We start from the raw sequence: 5,307 nt of genomic DNA, 5'->3' as shown, positions 1-5,307 counted from the left end.
CTGACCCGACCGGGCGGACCTGGGCGGACCTGGGCGCGGCGGACCGGGCGCGGCTGACCGGGCGCGGGCGCACCGCCGGCGGGCGCCGCGGCCGGGCCGGTGCGACGCTGCGGGGGTGGTGTCCGCGTCCGACCTGCCCGAGATGGCCCGTGAGCGCTTCCGGGCCCGGGTGTCCGGCGACCCGACCGGCGCCCCGGACTGGGTCCGCGACATCGCCCTGGTCGGCGACGGCCCCGGCTGGTTCGAGCCCGACGGCGTGGTGTGGGCCGTCCACGGGGACCTGGCCACGCTGGTCGGCGGGGTCGCCGCGCTGCTCGGCCAGGCCGCGCACCCGCTGGCCCTCGCCGGCGTGGAGCGGCACTCGGACTACCGGCAGGACCCGTGGAAGCGGCTGGCGGGCACCGCGCGGTGGCTCGTCGTCAGCACGTTCGGCTCCGCGCGGCTGGCCGAGCGGGAGTCGGCCCGGGTGCGCGGTCTCCACGTCTCCGTGCGCGGGCGCGACGACACCGGCCGGCGCTACTCCGCCTCGGACCCCGCGCTGCTGCGCTGGGTCCACCTGGCCTTCACCGACGCCTTCCTGGCGGCGCAGCTCACGGTCGGCCGGGACCTGGTCGGCCGCTTCGGGACGCGCTGGCCGGACGCCTACGTCGCGGACTGGCGGCGCAGCGCCGAGGGCCTGGGCGCCACCGACCTGCCCACCACCCGCGCCGAGCTGGCCGAGGCGGTCGCGGACTACCTCCCGCACCTCGCGCCGGTGCCGGAGCAGCTGCGCAGCTTCCTGTCGACCCCGCCGGGGCTGAGCCCGCCCGAGCAGGTCTTCTACACCGGGCTGTCCTCCGCGGCGGCGCTGCTCGTGTCGCCCACGCTGGCGCCGTTCGCCGGGGTGCCGGGGCGGGACCGCCGCGACCTGGTGGCGAGGGCGCGGCTCCAGGCGGCGCGGCTGCAGCTCGTGGGGCTGCAGGCGGCCCTGGGCAGCAGGAGCCCCGCCGAGGAGGCGGCCCGCTGGCGCCTCGGCACCGGTCCGCGGCCGTCGTGGATGGCCGACGCGGCCTAGACCGGTCCGGTCTGGCCCGGTCGCGGGGTCAGCCTGGTCGCGACGGGTCAGGTCTGGTCGCGACGGGTCAGGTCTGGTCGCGACGGGTCAGGTCTGGTCGCGACGGGTCAGGTCTGGTCGAGCGCCTCGACGACGCGGATGTCCCGGACGGCGCCGTCGCCGAGCGCGCGCAGGGCCTCCTGGTACGCCTCGGACTCGTAGGCCGCGACGGCCGCCTCGACGCTGGCGAAGCGGATGAGCGCCGTGCGCTCGCGCGAGCCCTCCTCGAACGCCGCGCCGGGTGTCCCCCGGGCGACGAAGGTCCCCCCGGCGGCGGCGATGGCCGGACCGGCGAGCCGCACGTAGGCGGCCAGCTTCTCGGTGTCGCGGACCTCGCGGACGGTGTTGACCCAGTACGCACCCGGCATGGCGCCATCCTGGCGCACGGGGTGGCGTAGCGTCGCCCCCGGCCGCGGTGGCCCCCCACAGCCGCGGGACGGAGGCGTCGTGCACGAGCGTGACGAGCGCGCCCTGGCAGCTGTCCGCACGCTGCTGCGCGCCTCGCACCTGGCCGGGCCAAGCTCCCTCCCCCTGCTCGTCGCCGAGGCGGGCGAGCGGCTCGGCGCCGAGGCGGCCCGGCTCTACCTCGTGGACTACGAGCAGAGCTGGCTCGTCCCCGTCCACGGCAGCGGGCGGACCGGGCGGCACGCGGGCGCGCACGCCGCCGGCGACGGGGCTGCCGAGGTCGAGGCCGGGGACGGCGGGGACAGCACCGACGGCACCGACCGGCCCGACGGGCGGGCGGCGGCGGACGGCGACGGCGCCGTGGCCATCGACGGGACCGTCCCCGGCCTGGTGTTCACCGACATCCGGCAGCACGTGAGCACAGCGGGCGGCGCGACGACGGTGTGGTCGCCGGTCCTGGACGGCACCGAGCGCCTGGGCGTGCTGAGCCTCCGGCTGCCCGCCGGCGAGGAGGCCGACCCGGACCTGCTGGCCGACGTCGCCGACGTGGCGGCCCTGCTCGCCGAGCTCGTCCTCACCCGGTCGCTGTACGGCGACGCCGTCGAGCTCACCCGCCGCCGCGAGGACCTCACCGTCGCCGCGGAGCTGCAGTGGGGGCTGCTGCCGCCGCTGACCTACGTGGCGCCGGACGTGTCGATCGCCGGGGTGCTGTCACCGGCGCACGAGGTGGCCGGCGACTCCTTCGACTACGCCGCCAACGGCGACGTGCTCCACGTCTCGCTGCTGGACGCCATGGGCCACGGCCTGGAGGCGACCCTGCTCGCGGCGGTCGCGCTGTCGGTGCTGCGCAACTCCCGCCGCAGCGGACGCGGGCTCGCCGAGACGGTCCTCGCCGTCGACTCGGCCATCGCCGCGCAGTTCGGCCCGGACAAGTTCCTCACCGGCATCGTCGGGGAGCTGCACGTGCCCACGGGCGTGTGGCGCTGGGTCACGTGCGGGCACCCGCCGGCGCTGCTGCTGCGCGAGGGCCAGGTCGTCAAGCGCCTGGACTCGGTGGTCGGCGTGCCGATCGGCCTGGGCCTGTTCGACGGCGAGCCCGAGGTCGGCCAGGAGCGGCTGCAGCCCGGCGACCGGCTCCTGCTGCACACCGACGGGGTCACCGAGGCGCGCGACCAGGAGGGGAACTTCTTCGGCGACGAGCGGCTGCAGGGCTTCCTCACCCGCGAGGCCGCCGACGCCCGCCCCGTCGCGGAGACGCTGCGCCGGCTCAACCTCGCCGTCCTGCGCCACCAGCACGGCCGGCTGCAGGACGACGCCACCACGGTGATCCTCGAGTGGCGCACCGACGAGGCCGCCCGCACGACCGAGGGCGCGGTCCCGGCGCACTGAGGCACCGGTCCCGCCGCCCGTGGTCGCACCACGGTGTCCTAGTACGCCGCAGTGCTGCGGCGCCCCGGGGGTCAGGCGGCGACGGCCCCCGCTGCCAGGGCGGTGAGCTCCAGGGAGCGCAGCCGCGCCGGCAGGTCGGCGCTCTGGAACGCGACGACGAGCTCGTCGGCGTCGGCGTGGCGGGCGAAGTCGTCCAGGTACGCGCGGACGTCCTCGGGGGTGCCGACCGCGCTGTAGCGCAGCATGTCGGCCAGGTGGCGGCCCTCGGTGGTCCCGAGGAACGCGTCGACGGCCTCGTCGGACAGCTCGGGGGCGCCCGGCCCGCGGCTGAGCATGCCCCGCACCCAGGAGCGGCGGCGGGCGCGCAGCTGCTCGCGGGCGTCCTCGGCGTCGTCCGCGGCCACGACGTTGACGGCGGCGAGGACGTACGGCTCGTCCAGCTGCTGCGACGGGCGGAACTGCGCGCGGTAGATCGCCACGGCCTGCTCCAGCGCCGCCGGGGCGAAGTGGGAGGCGAAGGCGTAGGGCAGCCCGAGCGCGGCCGCGAGCTGGGCGCCGAAGAGCGACGAGCCCAGCACGTACAGCGGGACGCGGGTGCCGGCACCGGGGACCGCCTGCACGCCCGGGACCGTGGACTCCCCGGCCAGGTACGCCTGCAGCTCGAGGACGTCCTCGGGGAAGCGGTCGGAGGCGCGCGGGTCGCGCCGCATCGCGCGGGCCGTGGTCTGGTCGCTGCCGGGGGCGCGCCCCAGCCCGAGGTCGATGCGACCCGGGTGCAGCTCGGCGAGGGTGCCGAACTGCTCGGCGACCGCCAGCGGCGAGTGGTTCGGCAGCATGACGCCGCCCGCACCGAGCCGGATGGTCGAGGTGTGCGCCGCGACGTGGGCGACGACGACGGCGGTGGCCGAGCTCGCGATGGTCGCCATGTTGTGGTGCTCGGCGTACCAGACCCGTCGGTACCCGTGACGCTCCGCCGCCTGGGCGAGCGCGACGCTGGCCTGGAGGCTCTCGCGCACCGTGCCGGTGGGCGAGACGGGGGCGAGGTCGAGGACGGAGAGCGGGACTGTCACGGGCTGGGCTCCTCGTGGTGCTCGGGTGCGGTGCAGGGGTCTGGCACGTCAGACAACCCCGGCCCCGGCCCGGCTGTTCCGTCCGGGCTCAGCCGACGACCCGGCCGCCCTCGAGGCGCACGACGACGTCGGCGACGGCGAGCACCCGCTCGTCGTGGGTGGCGACGAGCACGCACGTGCCGCCCGCCGCGGCGGCGCCGAGGGCCGCGAGCACCCGGTCGACGTTGGCGTCGTCCTGGTGCCCGGTGGGCTCGTCGAGCACCGCGACGGCGGGCCGCACCGCGAGGGCGCGGGCCAGCGCGGTGCGCTGCTGCTCGCCGAGGGAGGTCGCGCGCGCGGCGTGGCGGCGCAGGGTGGCCAGGCCGAGCGCGGCGAAGACCTCCTCGGGCACCTCGCGCCCGGCCAGGCGGCAGGGCCACGCGACGTTCTCCTCGACGCTGAGCTCGGGCACCAGGGCCAGGCGCTGCGGCAGCAGCGACAGCGTCGACCAGGGCGGCGCCGGGCTCGCCGGGACGCCGAGGACCTCGACGGTCCCGCCCGTGGGCCGCCCGACACCGGCGACCAGGTGGCACAGCGTCGACTTGCCCGACCCGGACCGGCCGGCGAGCACGACGATGCTGCCCGCCCGGGCCAGCAGGGAGACGTCGTCGAGCACCGTCGTGCCCCCCGCCCGGTGGGTGAGGTGCTCGACGCGCACGACGGTCGGCGCCGGGGGCACCGGGGCGGCGTGCCGGCTCACGAGGGTCCCGCCGGGGGCCGCAGCCGGACCTCGCCGTCGGCCACGACGACCACGGCCCGCCCGTCGGGGAACAGCGCGAGCGCGTCGGGCGGCAGCTGCAGCCGCCCGGTGGAGTCCAGGACGGTCTCGGCGCCGCCGCCCTGCCGGGCGTCGGTCGACAGCACGCCGTGGCGCAGCAGCAGCACCCGGTCCACCGCGGCGGTGACCCGGGCGTCGTGGGTGCTGACGACGACGCACGCCCCGGCGGCGGCGCTCCGGCGGAGCCGGGCCAGGACCAGGGCCGCGGCCTCGTCGTCGAGCTCCGCGGTCGGCTCGTCGGCGACGACGACCGGCGGGTCCCCCACCCCGGCGAGGACGACGGCCAGGCGCTGCTGCTCCCCGCCGGACATCCGGCCGGGCCGGGCGTGGCGGCGGGGTCCGAGCCCGACCTCCTCGAGCACGTCGTCGGCGTCGACCCGCGCCCCCCGCAGCCGCGCCACCGCCGCGACGTGCTCGGCGGCCGTGAGGTGGGGCAGCAGGGCGTGGGTGGCGCGGTGCGGCACCCACGCCACCGTCCCCCGCCGCCAGCGCCTGCGGTCGGCGGCGGTGCCCGGAACGGTGGAGCACCCGTC

General features: G+C 78.0%; 6 protein-coding genes. 2 read left to right on the top strand and 4 right to left on the bottom strand.

From position 1 onward, the window contains the following. The first annotated feature begins 115 nt into the window (after window positions 1-115). Window positions 116-1,054: an oxygenase MpaB family protein gene (locus tag WCS02_RS17080; protein ID WP_340295418.1), complete on the top strand. Its 939-nt coding sequence runs from the start codon at window positions 116-118 to the stop codon at window positions 1,052-1,054. Window positions 1,055-1,161: 107 nt separating this feature from the next. Here the strand turns inward: WCS02_RS17080 and WCS02_RS17075 are convergent, their stop codons facing one another. After that, window positions 1,162-1,461 (bottom strand): DUF1330 domain-containing protein, encoded by a 300-nt coding sequence (locus WCS02_RS17075; protein ID WP_340295416.1) that lies wholly within the window; start codon window positions 1,459-1,461, stop codon window positions 1,162-1,164. Between the two features lie 79 nt (window positions 1,462-1,540). On the opposite strand from WCS02_RS17075, the gene WCS02_RS17070 reads away from it, so the two are divergent. After that, the gene (locus tag WCS02_RS17070) at window positions 1,541-2,887 is read left to right on the top strand and encodes a PP2C family protein-serine/threonine phosphatase (protein ID WP_340295414.1); all 1,347 of its coding nucleotides are present in this window, start codon (window positions 1,541-1,543) and stop codon (window positions 2,885-2,887) included. Window positions 2,888-2,958: 71 nt separating this feature from the next. Here WCS02_RS17070 and WCS02_RS17065 read toward each other — a convergent pair whose 3' ends face one another. From WCS02_RS17065 to WCS02_RS17055, 3 genes are all read right to left on the bottom strand, one after another. After that, window positions 2,959-3,957, bottom strand: coding sequence for an LLM class flavin-dependent oxidoreductase (locus WCS02_RS17065; RefSeq protein WP_340295412.1), 999 nt, complete (start codon window positions 3,955-3,957; stop codon window positions 2,959-2,961). A gap of 88 nt (window positions 3,958-4,045) precedes the next feature. Continuing rightward, on the bottom strand, window positions 4,046-4,675 hold the full coding sequence (locus WCS02_RS17060) for an ATP-binding cassette domain-containing protein (protein WP_340295410.1): 630 nt from the start codon (window positions 4,673-4,675) through the stop codon (window positions 4,046-4,048). 17 nt (window positions 4,676-4,692) lie between these two features. Then, window positions 4,693-5,307 (bottom strand): ATP-binding cassette domain-containing protein (locus WCS02_RS17055; RefSeq protein ID WP_340295408.1); only part of this gene is annotated, 615 nt, incomplete at its 5' end.

The sequence above is a fragment of the Aquipuribacter hungaricus genome, from assembly GCF_037860755.1.
Lineage (GTDB): Bacteria > Actinomycetota > Actinomycetes > Actinomycetales > JBBAYJ01 > Aquipuribacter > Aquipuribacter hungaricus.
This window is presented reverse-complemented; position numbering and strand designations above follow the sequence as displayed.